Raw genomic sequence first — 16,057 nt, 5'->3', positions numbered from 1 at the left:
AAAAGCCCCTTCGCAGCACCTTTAATCAGCTACTACTTCTTGCCGAGGGCTTTAAGAACGAGATCGACGTTCTCTTTACCACCGATGAAGTCGTAGTACTCAGGCCATACTTTTTCCATGGCGAGTTTTTTCCAGACTTCTTCGTCTTCGAGGGTGCTGACTTCAACACCGCCCTTGATCATGCCTTCTTTTGCCTTCTTGGCTTCCAGGATCTGGAAGGCGATGCAGTACTGCTGGGCTTCGATCCCTGCACGTGTCAGGAGAGCGCGGGTTTTGTCATCGTATTTTTTCCAGGAGCGCTCACCAACAATCAGGGGCTGCAGAGAGTACTGGTAGTGTACCTCGGTCAGGTAGTCCTGAACTTCGTGGAACTTGGTGGTGTAGTTAACGATGTAGGGGTTTTCCTGACCGTCAACAACGCCCTGCTGAAGCGCGGTAAAGGTCTCAGACCATGCCATGGGAACAGGGTTGGCGCCCCAGGACTTGAGGGTAGCCATGATGATTTTGTTCTGGGGGATACGAATCTTGAGACCCTTTACGTCTGAAATCTTGCTGACAGGACGCTTGGAGTTGGTGATGTACCGAAAGTTGGAGTAGGTCCATCCCAGGATTCGGAAGCCGCCTTTTTCGATGGCCAGCTCGTTCCAGTGCGCACCAAGACCACCGGTGGTGGCTTTGATGGCATCGAAGTGGCTTTCGATCAGGTAGGGCATGGTGAGGGTACCAAGCTGCTTAACAAAGGGAACCGCGTTGCCCACACCGATGAAGGCCATATCCAGGGTTCCGCGACGGGAGTTCTGGAGCATCTCGGTTTCGGTACCCAGGGCACCGTTGGGGAAAAGCTGAACCTCGATTTCGCCATTTGAAAGAGACTCGACAAGGGACTTGAACTGCTTGGCCATGGCACCCTGGTCAGACTCGATGGCATCGCCCATACCAACACGGAAAATCTGCTTGGCAGATACACCCTGTACGGTGAAAGCCATGGCGAGTACTGCGATGGCGGTAATACAAAGTTTCCTGAACATCACTTCCTCCTAACTTCGTTGTGTCAAAGGTTCCGCCATCCTTCCCTGGAGGCCGGAGCTCAAGTTACACATATCAAATGTATACATTTGACACATACAGAGTAATCCGGTCCCTGGACCCCAATGAAGGAGACGGGTCCCCTGTTTCCAGAGGACATCTTTACATGCGGGCCACCCCCGCACGCAAAATGTGACATGCTGAACCTCAGCAGGCAAACGCTCTGTCTCCCGGTTTTCTTTTACGCCGAGGGCCAAATGCATGCTGTGGTGTACCATACATCGACCCAAAAAAAATCCCGGAGGGAAGAATCAATCCCTTCCCGCGTCACCTGAACAGCCTGCCCGTCAAAAAGGCCTGCCGTTTAATTTTTCATGCCGCCCCCGATCCTGCCTGGATTCGAGACATCCTTAAAAGATGCCGCCGCATGAAGGATGCTATCCGCACTCTCCGTATTTTCCGCCGCTCAGGCCACTTCCCTTGGGGCCGCGTGACAGAAACAGGGGATTGCACCCTTGCTTGAAGATGAGATGGTCTGAAGACCGCCCGATAATTCCTGGGCAGCCCTAGGGCTTTTTCAAGCACACGACCCCCGCATCAGCATGTAAAACACTCAATCACCGGATCCTTATTATAAGGATCACGCGTATCAATCTCTTCAAACAAAAACAAGGGGGACAGGAGGAGCGAAGGGGGGAGCCCCTCCCTGTCCCGTGCTGCTGATCTAAGAGAGGACCTCTTCGGCAACTTCCCGAAGAATCTCTGCAATCAGCCGACAGTCATCCAGATCAAAGGTCAGGGGTACCCGCATGTCGCACATAACGGCGAGAATGCGGTTTGTCTCTTTGAGTTCCGGAAGATTGCCGAAGTATTTCCAGCTTCCGTAGGCACTGGTAAATCCGACGGGTTCGGAATCACCGAACCATTTCAACTCCACGCCGCGCTTCAAGGCGGCTGCCAAAAATTTGCGGATGGTGGCCTCGTCCTGCCCGGCAAGGGAGAACTGAATGGAACTTCCCACGTACGTCTCTTTTTCAGGACGCTTGGGACAGGTCATCCCTGGAATTGAATTGAATCCCTCTTCAAGGACCTGGTACCTCTCGTTCCATCGCTGGCACTGGGTGTCCAGATCACGCAGCTGGAACCTGAGAAGGCTGGCTCGAAGATTGTCCATTCGGCTGGAGTAATTGGGGGTAAGTTTCTTTACTTTTTCAAACACTTCCATGCCGGGGCGTGAGGTGTGCTTCTCGTAGAGCATGTACGAACCGGAATGGATGATGGCGCGGGCAATGACATCGGGATCGTCGGTGGTCAAAAGACCGCCTTCCCCGGAGTTCATGTGCTTGTAGGTCTGGGTGCTGAAGCAGCCTACCTTGCCGAAGGAACCGGACTTCTTGCCGTCCCAGTACGCGCCCATGGTGTGGGCACAGTCTTCAATAAGGACCAGGCCGTGCTTTTCACAGATCTCCATCAGCCGATCCATGTCGGTGATGTGGCCGCGCATGTGAGAAATGAGGAACCATTTCACATCGGGATCTGCCGCTTTTTTCTCCAGATCCACAAGGTCGATGGTGTAATCGTCGGTGATCTCCACCAGGACGATTTCAGCACCGGCGTTGTGAATGGCGCCGGGAACCGGGGCCAGGGTGTAAGCGTTGCAGAGGATCTTGTCTCCGGGCTCGACCCCGACACTTTTTAATGCGAGGTACATGGCCATGCCGCATGAGGCGCAAGAGAGGCAATACTTCGCGCCCATATAGGCGGCAAACTCCTCTTCAAGAAGAGCCGCTTCGCCCTTCTCACCGGCACTGACATTGTAACGGTGAAGCTTGCCCGTGCGCATGATCTCCACGGCACGTTCGATGGACTCTTCACTGATGGGTTCCTGCTGAGTAAATTCCTTGGTAAACCGTTTGACAGATGCGTTTCCCATGCGACCTCCTGAATATCTCAAAATCAGGGATGGGGAGCAAACAAAGGCTCCCCACCCCGTATCGTCAAGCTTCGGCGCTTAGCCGATCAGACCCTTAGTACTTGGTCTGGTTGTACACTTCGAAATCCCACTCTTCGTTGGGGAAGAACTTGCGCAGACGCCAGTCACAGGCGCGGGCGTGACCTTCCATGCCTTCCACTCGGGAAAGACGGGAAGCAGCACCACTGACCACTTTGTTGGCTTCGGGCTTGATCTCCTGGTAGGTCATGATCTTGAGGAACTTGTGGACGTTGAGGCCACCGGACATGTAACCGGCCTTCTTGGTGGGAAGGATGTGGTTGGTGCCGGAGCATTTGTCGCCCTGGGGTACGGTGGAGCCTTCGCCGAGGAAAAGGGAACCGTAGTTGGTGAGACGGTTGGTCCACCAGTCGAGGTCTTCAGCCATGACCTGGACGTGCTCGGAAGCATACTCGTCGCTGACTTTGGCAACCTCTTCGCGATCTTCGCAGAGAACGATCTCACCGAAATCCCTCCAGGAGGTGGCGGGGGTTTCGGGGTCGGGCATGTCGGCGATAACCTTGGGCATCAGCTCAGCCACCTTCTCTGCCAGCTCGCGGCAGTCGGTGTGGAGCCATACGGGAGAGTCGAGGCCGTGCTCGGCCTGGGAAACCAGGTCAACCGCAACGGTCATGGCATCGGCAGTCTTGTCGGCGATGACGGAAGACTCGGTGGGGCCTGCGAATACGTCGATGGCGCATGTTCCGGTACCGGAAAGGATGGCCTTGGCTTCGGCGACAAAGGCGTTGCCGGGTCCGACGAGGATGTTGGCAGCCTTACCGGTGAAGAGGCCGTAAGCCATGGTGGCAATGGCCTGAACGCCGCCCATTTCGATAATGATATCTGCGCCGGCAAGTTCCATGGCGTAGACAACGGCAGGAGCAATGCTCTCACCGCGGGGAGGGGAGCAGGCGATGACGGTTTTAACACCGGCAGCCTTGGCAGTGGCAACACTCATGATGGCAGAACAGGCGTGGGCAAAACGGCCACCGGGAACGTAGCAACCGGCCACTTCCATGGGGATGACCTTCTGGCCGAGACGAACCCCTTCAAGGGTCTCTTTTTCGAACTCAACGATGCTCTCACGCTGAGCCTTGGCAAACCCTGATACCTGGTCGTAGGCGAACTGAAGGTCTTTTTTGACCTGCTCGGGAACTTCGGCGATGAGCTTGGCTTTCTTCTCATCGGAAAGGACGAAATCACCTTCCCAGTTGTCGAATTTCTTGGCAAGTTCACGAACGGCTTCTTCGCCTCGGGTTTCGATGTCCTTGAGGATCCCCTCGACGATGACGCGCTTCTGGTCGCTTACTTCTTCAAAGCTGAGTTCTGCTTTCTTGATAAATTCCATTGACACACTCCACATGTATATAAAATCAATCCAAAAAAACTGCGTTTGACCCTCACAACGTGAGGATGAATCATGTATAGCCGGGGACTCTTTTTGTGTCAATATTTTTTATAATGTTTATTCGAATTTATTTTATAAAATCTTTTCGAATCTTTTAGAACAAGCCCCACCCAGCAGACAACATCCTGAATCGATGAAAAATAATTTCCCCATGCATGTCCACCAGTGCCCATGACCCCGCGGTTGTCATCCGCCTTGGGCACCCCGGAAGCTCCCCTGTCGTTTCCAACAGGCCCCCGGCGGCACCCTCAAAACGACCTCCTTATAATATGCGTCTCCTGCACCTCTGGCTTATGGGGATGACTCATCGGGCTCCCCAGGAACAGGCAGGGCATACCCGCCGTGCCGACATAAAAAAGGCGCCGATCTCTCGGCGCCTTTTTTTAATGACGTCTTGCGCTCCGCCGTCTGTGGCGGAGCTTTGTTTCCATGTGCTTATCCGGCCACATCAATGCCGAGATCGCATCCGAGGGGGCCTTCGCACTCCAGATTCGGAGTCCTGACGTCAATGTGTCCCTCTTCACGCTCTTCATCGGTTTCAATGTAGTTGTGTTCGGTTTCGGTAAATTTCATGGTATCTATTCTCCCGGTTGGGATTTTTTATTTTTTTATCGGGTTCTTAACGGGGGTAAATCTCTTGTTACCTTACAAGATAAGACCGGATGTTTTCGTGTCAAATAGTTTTTTTAGGATAGACTAATATTTTAGGATCAAAACGCATGGAGCCCACCTGACACGTGGTTCGCCCCCAAACATCAAGGGCCCCCGATGCAAAAAAACAGCACCGGAGGCCCCTGTCCATCATGACATATCCGTATCAGGCAAAAAGCAGAAGGCTGACGGCCATCACAGCCATCCCGGCGATGACACCAAAAATGGCATGGTGGTGCTCCCCGTATTTTTCGGCCGTGGGAAGCAGGCCATCAAGTGAAATAAACACCATGATCCCTGCCACCGATGCAAACAGCAACCCGAAGACCATATCGTTGAAATACCGCATGAAAATCAGATACCCCGCAAGGGCCCCCACCGGTTCTGACAACCCGGACAGAAAGGAGTACCCGAAGGCCTTTTTCCGACTTCCCGTGGCAAAGTAGATCGGAACGGAAACGGCGATGCCCTCCGGTATGTTGTGGATGGCAATGGCCACGGCAATGGAGATCCCCAGGGTGGGGTCCTGGATGGCGCTGGTGAAGGTTGCAAGCCCCTCCGGAAAGTTGTGGATCCCGATGGCAAGGGCCGAAAACATGCCCATACGCAGAAGCGCACCGTTCTTCGCGTCCGCCCCGGCCATCACAGCCTCTCCGTTCGGCCCCATCTCCTCTATTCTGTGATATTCATGGGGGTTTTCAAAGGAGGGAACAAATTTATCGATGATTCCGATGACAGCGATCCCTCCGAAAAAAGCAAGGGTCGTGTACCAGTACCCGAGGGTAGGCCCCACAGCCAGTGAGAGGGAGTCCCGTGCCTTCACAAAGATTTCGATCATGGAGACATAGATCATCACCCCAGCGGAAAAGCCTAAGGAGACGGCCAGGAATTTGGTGTTGGTCTTCTTGGTAAAAAAGGCAAGGGCACTGCCGATGCCGGTGGACAGCCCGGCAAAGGCCGTAAGCCCGAAGGCGAAAAGGACGGTGCTCATGGGGATCGCTGTGGACATGGGAGGCTCCAGTACATCAGGCATGGGGTTGGAAGAGGCACACCGGAGCCTTTATTTTGACGGAGCGTTCCCCCATGTGTCAACGGTTTTTCGCAAGGGCCCGTTTCAAGGGACAATCGACCATGGGCTCACCCCGCCGATACCCCTGGAGAAGGGCCACGGACTCCTTGGCCAGGCGTCGCCGGACCCGTCGGCGCTCCCCCTTGACGCGGGCAATTCGCAGGCTGTCGTAGGCGGTCGTCTGGTGGCGCATCCAGGCGATGACCGCGGCCTCGGCCCGCTCCTCAAGGGGAATGCGGCGGGTTCGTGCCACGGTGCCGCTTCCCACAGGGGAGGCGAGCTCGGTGACGGCCGTTGCCAGCTCCTCGGCAAGCCCCTGGTGGCACGGATGAAACTTGAGATACGCCAGCACAGCCCCGTTGAAGTCTTCCACGTAGGCACCCTGCTCTTTCTCCCGCCGGGCTTTGTCCGCTGCGCGCTTTTTCTTGTAGGCAGGGGTCTCCCGTTCCGTTTCCAGAATGACCCGCAGGGACCGGATGGTCTCCGCCGGGGCCCACACACCCCTGGAAAAAAGTTTGCGCCCTTTTTTCTCCTGCACCTGCCAGTGGGGACCGGCCTTTTTCACGCGCCGTGTCAAAGCAGCATCCCCGGGAGGCAGAAGCGCCCAGCCCCGGGGCGCCACAAGGGACTCCCCTTTTTCACCGATTACGTGCCTTGCGGCCTTTCCCGGCCTCACGACCCGACTCTCTTCCGACATACCCATCCTTAATTCAATCTTACGTAGTCACGGTTCAGCTCAAAATGCCTTCTATGGTCAAAGGCTCAGGAAAAAACAAAAGCGAGGCCTCCGGCGGCGAGGTGTGCCACCTCGAAAGCAGGTTGCGGATGCGCCTTTAAGGTGAAATCTATTGAAGAATAATTACAGAACCAGTTTGTTTAACGTTAACCCCAAAAGGCATAAACTGGGCAGTTACCCATGTGCCTTAATGCCGATCTCTCCAGGGCCTGTAAAGCCACCGCATGATCATCCCCGCCCGGTCCGGGGGCTGCTCCAGGATTGTTTCGTAATACCCGCGCATGATGACACAATACCGCGCCCGGTTCTCGGCATCCCTCACATAGATATCCGGCTGGATAAAAACACGGACCTCTTCGCCGAACCGGGCATACATCATCTCGTCCACCGGCACCATGGCCTCATCGTAGAGCTCCTCGGAAGGCAACTTGCCCGGTCCCACAGAGTGAGCCATCACCGCCACGAACACCTCTCGGAAATAAGCCCGGGTCTCCTCCGAAATGTCCCCACCCCGGGTGGCGCCTTCCCCCTCGTCCCAGAGGGGGCCATAACAAAAGCCGTCATGGTATGCGGAAAGATCTGCCATCTCCCGGAGCTTGTACTCCACAAAACGCACAAGGGCCGCATCCGTGGCCCGGTAGAGGCCGTCGTCAAAGGCCTTCATGAGAATGTCGTTGACCCGGTCCATGACGGCGTCTTCGTCACCGTTCTCATACCGAAGGGAGTACAGCAACCCCACCACCAGCTCATACGCCCGGGCGTCCCTTTCTTTAAGGACCCCGTAAATGGCATCCCGGGACACCTCGTCCTCCAGTTCTTCGCGGACGGTTCGGGACTCAGGCATTTTAAAAGGCGGAATGGGTGCCACATACCGATCGATAACCGTCACACTCAAAAAAAAGAGAAACAACCCGAACACGATACACAGTCCGCGCCCCGGGGCAAATTTCTGATCCAGTTCGTGGGCCATCACCACACTGACGACCACCGCTCCCCCCATGCAGATCCACGGCAACATGCTCCGGTCCTTTCTCACGCGGTTCTCTTGGCCCTCAAGGGCCGGTCACTCACTGAAACTCAGCCGAATACCGCCCTCTGCAACAGCAGACGTAGCACACACCCAGCGGAGTATCGCCCCGGCTTCCTCAGACGGCTGAAAAGCGATGGCCTCATAATACGAGGTAACCAGGCGGCAATACCTGGCTCGGTCCTCTTCGTCCCTGACGTAGCGCCCGGGATCCTTAAGGAGCCTCAACTCACTGCCATGGCCGGCTCGAAGTTCCTCCATGACGGCCTTCATGGCCTGATTGTAGGCGGTTCGGCTGGGGACGGGGTGCCCCCCCCGGGACGCGGAGGACAGAACCTCCATGAACACCCCGGTATACAGATCGCGCATCTCTTCCCCTATAAAGTAGGCCCGGTCACACCCGGCATCCTGCCCCATACCCACCGTCAAACACGCATCCGGCCGATCCCATGCCGTCTCCTGAAGCTCCCTGAGTGTCGCCTGCATGTAGTGAACAAGGGCACTATCCGAGGCCTTGGGAAGGTTGGCATGGAGAGACTGCGCCAGGATTCTGTTGACCTCCGGAGAGTCATAGGCCTGCGCCATGGAACTCAACCCGGACGCCGCCATGCAGTCAACCAGCGCCTGGTACCCTTGGGGGTCACATTGCGCAAGCACCCTGCACACGGGATCCTTCCTCAACCGGGTCTCAAGCCCATCCACAAGCGCCGGGGGTTTTCCAAGACCCGCCACGGGAATGTCCACCAGAAAACGGTCGATAAGCGAGCAACTCCCGAGAAAAAAAAAGAGGTAGAGACCGATCAAGGCCAACGGGCCTCCCCGCGTCATCTGCCTCAATTCAAGGGCCAGGGGAATACACAGAACCGCTGAGGCCCCCACCAGCAACCACGGTGACACATCCATACCGCTCCTGCCATGACTGTTTCATTAACCTTCGATAAGGCTATATCTAAGGTGCGCCCGTTTCCGGGGGCTGCGTCCCAGCCTGTCCCGCGACCTTCTCCATGATCTCTTTGTAAAGCTCTGTGGCGGCAGCGTCGACACCGGTGCCGTCCTCGGCCATGGATGCCATGGCCTCTTCGATCAACTCCCGGACATCGGGGACCTGCCCCAGGTTCTCATGGGCTTTGGCCTGTTCAAGCAATGCGTCGTAGAGGGCATCGTATGTTTCCAGAGCGCCCTTTCGCGTCTCGTCATCCTGTCCGGTAAGACCGGGATCCCCGACGTCGGGCGTTCCCCCTGCAGGTTTTTCGCCTTCACCGACCAACTGCAAGTAAAGCTCCAGGGCTTTCCTGTACTCTGAATTGTTCTTCAGCGCCCTGGACGCGGAAAATGCTTCCTCGGGGGTGACGTACGTAAAGGGATCGGCCTGGTCCATCACGCTCTGGAGCCTGCGATTGTAGGCATCCATAAGGGCTTCGGTGGACCCGCTGGGCTTGGTGATCTCCGCGTTGGAGGGAGGCTGGTTTTCAGCCGGACCGTTTGGGACCCCGGCCTCGGAGACCGGTGCTCCCTGGGATGCGGCCTCCGTGGACTTGCCATACGACGCCGCCCCGGCAAGGGAAAACGGGCCCACCCAACCAACGATAAGGGCAGCGGCCATCAGGGCACGCCCCACCGAGCCGACACTTATGCAGGATGTCCTGCGGGTGTTTTCCTTATACATAATCTCACCTCGTTTTCTTTCGAGGGCAGTCATCGCCCCCGTCGTATGTGTTGCCGGGCCCCGAAAAACCGTAAACCCATCATGAATCATGATGCATAATATCGGGATAAATTTCAACAACGACTTCCCCCGGGGCAGGGAAAGCGAAACAGCCATTGCACCTGCTCCAGAGCCTCCTCCTGCCCAATACGGGAGCTTACCCGTCGGCTGCGTCACCCTGCAAAATGGGCTGGATATTTCAGTCAATTTGGTATATTCCATCGGGCGCTTTGCCATGATCCCATGGCCGAGGACTTGAACACACGCAAGCCTGATGAGGGTGAAGGGAAACGCAATTGATGAATCCATTTGTTGTGGGTCAACGCTGGGTCAGTGAAACCGAACCGGAACTGGGGCTGGGCACCGTCTGGGCCGTGGAAACAAGGCGGGTCACCGTCCGATTTGAAGAGAGCGACTGCACCCGGCAATACTCCGCGGCTGCCGCCCCCTTGCGCCGGGTCACCTTCAAACCCGGAGATGCGGTCACAAGCCGGAACAAGGCCTCTTTTTCCGTGGACACCGTGGAAGAGGTCGAAGGGATTCTCGTCTACTGCGGCAACGGCCACGAGCTGCCGGAATCCGAGCTCTCCGACACCTTGAGCTTCTCCTCGCCCGTGGACCGCCTGGCGGGCGGTTTTGCCGATGCCTCTGCCCTTTTTGACCTGCGCGCTGAGGCCCTCTCCCAGCACCTGAAGGCCAAGGCCTCTCCGGTGCGCGGGTTCCTCGGAGGACGCGTGGACCTCATCGGCCACCAGTTTCACATCGCCCGGGAAGTATCCGAACGCCGCCTCCCCCGCGTGCTCCTGGCCGATGAGGTGGGCCTGGGCAAAACCATCGAGGCCTGCCTTATTCTCCATCGCCTGCTCCTGACCGAACAGGTATCCCGGGTCCTGATCCTTGTCCCCGATGCCCTGGTACACCAATGGTTTGTGGAGCTCCTGCGGCGCTTCAACCTCCACTTTCGCATCGCAAATGCCGAGCATCTCGCCGAAGCGGCACAGCGCGATCCGGCAGGCAACCCCTTTACAGACGACCAGTTAATCCTGGCCCCCCTGGCCACCTTAAAAACGGAAAAACACATGCTCAACGCCCTTACCGCAGGCTTTGACATGGTGGTGGTGGATGAAGCCCACCACATGGAGCCCGAGGGTCACAGCTTCCAATGCGTGGAGGCACTGGCCCGTGCCAGCCGGGGCCTGCTCCTTCTCACGGCCACGCCGGAGCAGATGGGACAAAAAGCCCATTTTGCCCAGCTTCGTCTTTTAGACCCCGCCCGTTACCCAGGATTTGAGGCCTACAAGCGGGAAGCAGACGGTCACCGAAAGGTGGCGGCCCTTGCCGAAAAACTGCTGGACAACAAGGCGTTGACCCTTCCGGAGCAGAACACCCTTTCCACCCTGACCAAGGCCCCCGGATCGGATCGCCTCGCCGTGGTGGAGGACCTCCTGGACCGCCACGGCCCCGGCCGGGTGATTTTCAGGAACACCCGAAAGTCCATCAAGGGATTTGCCGGTCGGGTGCCCAACCTCTGCAGCCTCGACGCCACGGCCGGGGCCATCGCCCTGCACCACGAAGAGCTTCGCCATGAACAAGACCAGGATGCGCCCATGCCGGACCTCGCAGATGACCCCAGAATCCACTGGCTGGCCCGGCACATCAAGGCCCACCGCCATGAAAAGATCCTGGTCATCTGCACGACCCGCCAAAAGGCCCGTGCCATTGAATCCGCCCTTGCACGACACCTCTCTGTGAAGATCGCCCTCTTCCACGAAGAGATGCCCCTCATCCGCCGAGACCGTAACGCCGCATGGTTCGCGGAAAAAGACGGCGCCCGCCTTCTCATCTGTTCGGAAATCGGCAGCGAAGGACGAAATTTTCAATTCGCAAGGCACCTGGTCCTCTTTGACCTGCCCACCAACCCGGAAAAAGTGGAACAGCGTATCGGCCGCCTGGACCGCATCGGCCAGGAGCACGACATCACCATCCACGTGCCCTTTCTTGCCCAAAGCGCAACCGAGATCTCAGCGCGCTGGTACGAAGCCATGGGCCTTTTTTCCCGATGCGTGCCGGGCCTTCATGCCATCGGGGCCACCCTCAAAGCCCCCCTTGACGGCCTCATGGACCAGGCCATGGAGACCGGCCATGTGCCCGTACCCGAGCTGGATGAACTCCTGGCAGAAACCCGGCGGGTCACCGCAGACCTTGCAGCAACCCTGGAAAAGGGGCGGGACAGGCTCCTTGAGCTCTCGGCCAACCGTCCCGAACGCATCAAAGCACTCCTTGCCATGGTCAACGCACAGGACAGCGCCCCGGAGCTTCCCGGTTTTATCCTCCGCCTCTTCAGGCACCACGGCATCGAGGTGGACATGGCCGATGGAAAAACCGTGCTTTTGGAGTTCAAGGAGAGCGACGAGCCCTCCCTTCCCCTGCCCCCCTTCCGGCGCAACCCCCTGGTGGTCACCTTTGACCGCAACACCGCGCTGAAACGCGAAGAGATCGAATTCTTAACCGCGGATCACCCCATGGTGGTAGGCGCCCTGGAGTCCTTCCTCGGATCGGATACCGGCAACGCGGCCCTGGCCTGCCTTCCGGGAGCAGAAGAAAACGGACTCCTGGTGGAACTTCTCGGGGTACCCGAGTGCGTGGCCCCTGCCCGCCTGCGCGTGGACCGGTTCCTCCCCACCGCCCCGTTTCGCATGGTCTTGAACCACGCGGGGGAAGAGGTCACCGACCGGTGGAGCCCCGGAGATCTCTCCGAAGCCCTGGAAGACCTGCCGACCCCATGGCTCTCCGAACACCCCTCGCTGGTCCGGGAACTCCTTCCCGGGATCATGAAGCAAGGCACCGCTGAAATGGACGCCCAAAGCCGCGCCCTAACCGATACGGCCACCGTCGCCATGGCAGCCTTCATGGACCGTGAGATCTCCCGCCTCACCGCCCTGAAAGCCACCAACCCCGACGTTACCGACGCCGAACTCACCGCCCTTGTCACCGAAAAACGCGCCATGGAAACCGCCCTTGGAGGATGCCGCATCCGCCTTGATTCCCTGCGCCTGATTCTGCTCATGCCATGACGGTAACGCGACTCCGGGGACTTAAAAGGGACACCGCAAAAATCAAACCGGCAAAAAGATGCCTTCTATGGTTAAAGTTGGGTAGAAAAAGCTTGCCTCCGGCGGCGAGGTGAGCCACCTCGAAAGCAGGTTGCGAATGCGCTTTCCCCTTCGTTCCTCAGGGAAAATCACATTCGCCTATGGTTCAGATTAAACTGAATCTGTTTTTTTAACCTGTTTATCAAACTTTTCAAAAACTTGGCCCCCGACAGGGCCGCCGGAGGCTTGTTTGAACTGAATAGTTACCCGGCGTTTTTTTAATTGTGCATCTGTATATTAAGCGTGCCCTTATCACCTCAACGGGTAAGGCATTGCGCAGGGCATGGGCAGGCCGCGGAAAGATGACCTTCGCAAGGGGAAGGTGGCGCAGGGAAACGCCTCCTCGATTCGCGGCTCCCTTTCTCCCCTTGATCATTTTCGCAATATAGCGTATTACTGAGAAAAAAAAGTTAAAAAGTTACCTTCGTCATACTCCCTTACCAATCACAGATTGGAGATTTGTATGCCCCAGTTCCTTTTTGCCCTTCTCCTCACCTTCAGTACGGACAATGCCAACTTAAACACCCACCTGGAGGAGTCTACCTGGCTCCACGGACGGTGGCTTCATGTCGCTGTCTCTTCGCAACCCCCTGCCGATGAGGCATCTCCAGCACCAAAATGCCCCCGGGAAAAACACGTCCTGCTCTTCAGCCCCGACGGTGACTTGCGAAAATACTCCCCCACGAAAGGATGGAATCGCCTCCTTCTGGATGTCTCCGTGACGGACGACACCGTTACCCTCCAGCACCAGAACCGGGACCGGTTCTGCCTCGTGGCCCAGAAGACAGATGAGGGGTATTTAAAAATGTGCACACCCGGCTACGGCGATTTCTACTACAAAAAACTCGACCCCAAAATGCGGCTCGAAGAGATCGACTTCATCCAGCCCCCGACGCGAACCCCGTCGCAGTCGGTGGACATCGGGCGATGACCCATGCTTCCGACACGCCGGCTCCTGAAACTGCTCCCCCTGTTTCTTCTCCTTCTCCCCACTGCCCTGTGGGCCGCTCCCCCGACACTCCAGAAAGCCGCCACCTACACCGGTGAGGAACACATCACCGGATGGTTCATGAGTGAAAAGCTCGACGGAATCCGTGGGTACTGGAACGGGACCACCCTGGTCACCCGCAAGGGAAAAACCATCCATGCCCCTGCCTGGTTCACCCGGGACTTTCCCCCCTTTGAGCTCGACGGCGAACTCTGGAGCACCCGTGGTGATTTCTCTTTTATCCAGGGCACCGTCATGGATCACAGCCCATCGGACCACTGGAAACGGATCACCTACAACATTTTCGAAGTACCCAACACTCAGGGCTCCTTTCCCCATCGCCTTGCCAGGGCCCGCCAGTGGTTTAAAACCCACCCCGAAGCCCCTGCCCGTATCATTCCCCAGATACCCTGCGAAGGGCCGCATCATCTGGAGCAATTCATGGCATCCGTAGAAAAAAAAGGGGGAGAAGGCCTTATCGTCAAAAACCCGGACCTCGCCTACCACACCGGCAGGTCAGCCCACGTCCTCAAGGTCAAGCACGCGTCGGACATGGAGGGAATCGTAATAGGCATCAATGAGGGAAGAGGAAAATACAAAGGAATGATGGGAAGCTTGAGGGTCAGGCTGGACAACGGCGTGGAGTTCAACCTCGGCACCGGGTTTACCGATAAGGCACGGAAACAACCTCCCCACACGGGAGCGGTTGTCACCTTCAGGCACCACGGCTTCACCCACACAGGCAAACCCCGGTTTGCATCTTACATGAGGGTCCGCACCGACTGACAGATCCCCGTCAGGACCCGAACCCCCCATGCTCGAAAAGAATATGAAACCCGATGAAAAAAAGCACCAGCCCCCCGAGAATCTCCGCCCAGTGACTCAAGCGGGATGTGGAGGCAAAGCGGCTGCCGAGCTGCATGCCAAGGAGGGTAAACATCGAGGCGGTGACACCGATGACAATGGCGGGAAAAGCAATGGCCACATCCAGAACCGACATGGAAAACCCCACGGCCAGGGCATCGATGCTGGTGGCAACAGAAAGAAGCACAAGGCTCATGGAGCGGGTTGGGTCACTTGTCTCCCCGGCCTCCTCTTCATCCTGGAAGGCATCCCAGAACATCTTGCCCCCCACAAAGGCCAGGAGCCCGAAGGCGATCCAGTGATCGAAGCTCTCCACAAAGGAGCGGATGTTCACCCCCAGGCACCACCCCAGCACCGGCATCAAGGCCTGAAACAGGCCGAAGTGCCAGGAGAGGCGAAACATCTGTCGGGGATTGACGGTCTTCAGCCTGATGCCCACGGCAACAGAAACAGCAAACGCATCCATGGCAAGGGCCACGGCAAGGGAGATCAAAGGAATCAGTTCCACAACGCCACACTCTAAGGTCATGGGCTCAAAGGCAACCAAGAGGGTTTGGGCCACGGCCCATCTCCCCGGCATGTTCAAAAGAAACCCATTCAATAATTAAGATTAAAACCCGCCCGGCCCTTCTCATCAGGGCCTGCCGGGCACCCTTGCTTTTGCATCGGAATGACGGCGCGATAAAAAAGCTGCCCCGGCCATCCTGATCATAATACCGACCCAGAGCGTACACCACGTTGCAGCGGAATGAAACCGTCGGTAAACTCTTTTTTCAGCACATCCACGTCCATGTCCCGAACCCATCCCGGCAGGTGAAACCAGATGGGGTGGAACCCGTACCCTCCATGCACCATCTCGTCAATGGCCTCCTCTTTGGTCCACCCCTGCACCACCACACGATACAGCGCCCCCATGACGCCCGTTCGATCGGCACCATGCCAGCAATGAAACAATACAGGCCTGTTGGAGGGTTCCATGAGCTCAGAAAAAAATCGGGCCACCTTTATCTCATCCGGTGCCCAGGTCTTCATGGGGACCCTCACAAGGCGAAGGCCCGTCCCCCTGGCCTCATCCGTGTCCGAATGGAAAAGCCTCAGGTTGATCACCGTCTTGATCCCCCAGGACTCAAGGTTCTTCATTCCCAAAGCCGATGGCTGGGCGCTGCGGTACACCCCCTCATCGAGTCGGTGCAGGTTGGGAACCCCCTCCATGGACATCGGCACCGCCCAGGCCCGGGGCCTTGGCTCCTCGCCACCATACGCCGTGGCCCCCATCACCAGACACATCGCAAGGGTGATCATGATCCGCATCGCGAGACTCTCCGCTACAGGGTTAAAGCCTAAAGACATGATAATAAAACGCCTCCGGCTGCCAGAGAATGATCCCCTGGGCCACAGGTTGCGACTGATGTCACCCCTCGGTCCCTCAGGGCGACATCAG

The 16,057-nt window shown here is 57.3% G+C and carries 14 protein-coding genes; 3 read left to right on the top strand and 11 right to left on the bottom strand.

Features of this window, described 5'->3' with window-relative positions:
* Window positions 1-32 precede the first annotated feature (32 nt).
* The 9 genes from BLQ12_RS16450 to BLQ12_RS16415 form a co-directional block, all read right to left on the bottom strand.
* On the bottom strand, window positions 33-1,028 hold the full coding sequence (locus tag BLQ12_RS16450; RefSeq protein WP_092212013.1) for a TRAP transporter substrate-binding protein: 996 nt from the start codon (window positions 1,026-1,028) through the stop codon (window positions 33-35).
* Between the two features lie 722 nt (window positions 1,029-1,750).
* The gene (locus BLQ12_RS16445) at window positions 1,751-2,959 is read right to left on the bottom strand and encodes a DegT/DnrJ/EryC1/StrS family aminotransferase (RefSeq protein WP_092212011.1); all 1,209 of its coding nucleotides are present in this window, start codon (window positions 2,957-2,959) and stop codon (window positions 1,751-1,753) included.
* A gap of 94 nt (window positions 2,960-3,053) precedes the next feature.
* Window positions 3,054-4,364 (bottom strand): histidinol dehydrogenase, encoded by a 1,311-nt coding sequence (gene hisD, locus BLQ12_RS16440; protein ID WP_092212009.1) that lies wholly within the window; start codon window positions 4,362-4,364, stop codon window positions 3,054-3,056.
* Between the two features lie 495 nt (window positions 4,365-4,859).
* On the bottom strand, window positions 4,860-4,997 hold the full coding sequence (locus BLQ12_RS27500; RefSeq protein WP_175469871.1) for a hypothetical protein: 138 nt from the start codon (window positions 4,995-4,997) through the stop codon (window positions 4,860-4,862).
* A 244-nt stretch (window positions 4,998-5,241) separates the two neighbouring features.
* Window positions 5,242-6,084: a zinc transporter ZupT gene (zupT, locus tag BLQ12_RS16435; RefSeq protein WP_226860183.1), complete on the bottom strand. Its 843-nt coding sequence runs from the start codon at window positions 6,082-6,084 to the stop codon at window positions 5,242-5,244.
* A gap of 79 nt (window positions 6,085-6,163) precedes the next feature.
* On the bottom strand, window positions 6,164-6,841 hold the full coding sequence (locus BLQ12_RS16430) for a DUF2293 domain-containing protein (RefSeq protein ID WP_092212007.1): 678 nt from the start codon (window positions 6,839-6,841) through the stop codon (window positions 6,164-6,166).
* A 226-nt stretch (window positions 6,842-7,067) separates the two neighbouring features.
* Window positions 7,068-7,898 carry a hypothetical protein gene (locus tag BLQ12_RS16425; protein WP_092212005.1) on the bottom strand — a complete coding sequence of 277 codons (831 nt, stop codon included), beginning with the start codon at window positions 7,896-7,898 and terminating at the stop codon, window positions 7,068-7,070.
* 45 nt (window positions 7,899-7,943) lie between these two features.
* Window positions 7,944-8,810, bottom strand: coding sequence for a hypothetical protein (locus BLQ12_RS16420; protein ID WP_092212004.1), 867 nt, complete (start codon window positions 8,808-8,810; stop codon window positions 7,944-7,946).
* 46 nt (window positions 8,811-8,856) lie between these two features.
* Window positions 8,857-9,573, bottom strand: a complete 717-nt coding sequence (locus BLQ12_RS16415) for a hypothetical protein (RefSeq protein WP_092212002.1) — start codon at window positions 9,571-9,573, stop codon at window positions 8,857-8,859.
* 338 nt (window positions 9,574-9,911) lie between these two features.
* On the opposite strand from BLQ12_RS16415, the gene rapA reads away from it, so the two are divergent.
* The 3 genes from rapA (at window position 9,912) to BLQ12_RS16400 (ending at window position 14,538) form a co-directional block, all read left to right on the top strand.
* Window positions 9,912-12,686, top strand: coding sequence for an RNA polymerase-associated protein RapA (gene rapA, locus BLQ12_RS16410; protein WP_092212000.1), 2,775 nt, complete (start codon window positions 9,912-9,914; stop codon window positions 12,684-12,686).
* A 541-nt stretch (window positions 12,687-13,227) separates the two neighbouring features.
* Window positions 13,228-13,695, top strand: coding sequence for a hypothetical protein (locus tag BLQ12_RS16405; RefSeq protein ID WP_092211998.1), 468 nt, complete (start codon window positions 13,228-13,230; stop codon window positions 13,693-13,695).
* 3 nt (window positions 13,696-13,698) lie between these two features.
* Window positions 13,699-14,538 carry a DNA ligase gene (locus BLQ12_RS16400; RefSeq protein WP_092211996.1) on the top strand — a complete coding sequence of 280 codons (840 nt, stop codon included), beginning with the start codon at window positions 13,699-13,701 and terminating at the stop codon, window positions 14,536-14,538.
* Between the two features lie 10 nt (window positions 14,539-14,548).
* Here BLQ12_RS16400 and BLQ12_RS16395 read toward each other — a convergent pair whose 3' ends face one another.
* Together BLQ12_RS16395 and BLQ12_RS16390 are read right to left on the bottom strand one after the other, a co-directional pair.
* Window positions 14,549-15,178 (bottom strand): manganese efflux pump MntP, encoded by a 630-nt coding sequence (locus BLQ12_RS16395; protein ID WP_254782068.1) that lies wholly within the window; start codon window positions 15,176-15,178, stop codon window positions 14,549-14,551.
* Between the two features lie 146 nt (window positions 15,179-15,324).
* Window positions 15,325-15,927 (bottom strand): dual specificity protein phosphatase family protein, encoded by a 603-nt coding sequence (locus BLQ12_RS16390; protein ID WP_175469870.1) that lies wholly within the window; start codon window positions 15,925-15,927, stop codon window positions 15,325-15,327.
* Window positions 15,928-16,057 lie beyond the last annotated feature (130 nt).

Origin of the sequence: Desulfoluna spongiiphila (assembly GCF_900101345.1) — a bacterium.
GTDB lineage: Bacteria > Desulfobacterota > Desulfobacteria > Desulfobacterales > Desulfolunaceae > Desulfoluna > Desulfoluna spongiiphila.
The sequence above is the reverse complement of the archived record's forward strand: the minus strand, read 5'-3'. Positions and strand labels throughout refer to the sequence as shown.